Annotated in this window: 1 protein-coding gene; it reads right to left on the bottom strand. The window is 57.4% G+C overall.

What is annotated here, in order from left to right:
- Positions 1-101: 101 nt before the first annotated feature.
- On the bottom strand, positions 102-373 hold a 272-nt coding region (locus tag ACLFKU_RS44365), incomplete at its 5' end, for a hypothetical protein (RefSeq protein ID WP_410853471.1).

The raw sequence follows: 373 nt of genomic DNA, 5'->3' as shown, positions 1-373 counted from the left end.
CGTGTTGATGCCATATCTGAATCAGGCCTCAGACTAGAGAATGAAAGATCCTCTCAAGGGCTTTGTCCGGATGGGTACGAGTTCCCGTGCCATGGACGCGACTATGCATTTTTGACGCAAACCGGTTTGCCGAAGGCGTTCCACCGGTTCAGCAGGTTGGCGATGATTATGCCTTCGCCTTCCTGCGACGCAAGCTCCTGCGTCAGCAGGCGCTCGCCGATGCAGCGCTTGATGCGCGAGATCTGCGCCTCGACCAGCGAGCGCACACCGTAGCCGTATTTCTTGTGAAATGCATAGATGCCTTTGTCCTCGACGTATCTGACGATCTGGTCATGCCGGCGGGTTCGCCCCTCGCCGTGTACGACAGCGTGAG

The organism is Paraburkholderia sp. EG304 (assembly GCF_046543485.1).
GTDB lineage: Bacteria > Pseudomonadota > Gammaproteobacteria > Burkholderiales > Burkholderiaceae > Paraburkholderia > Paraburkholderia youngii.
The sequence above is the reverse complement of the archived record's forward strand: the minus strand, read 5'-3'. Positions and strand labels throughout refer to the sequence as shown.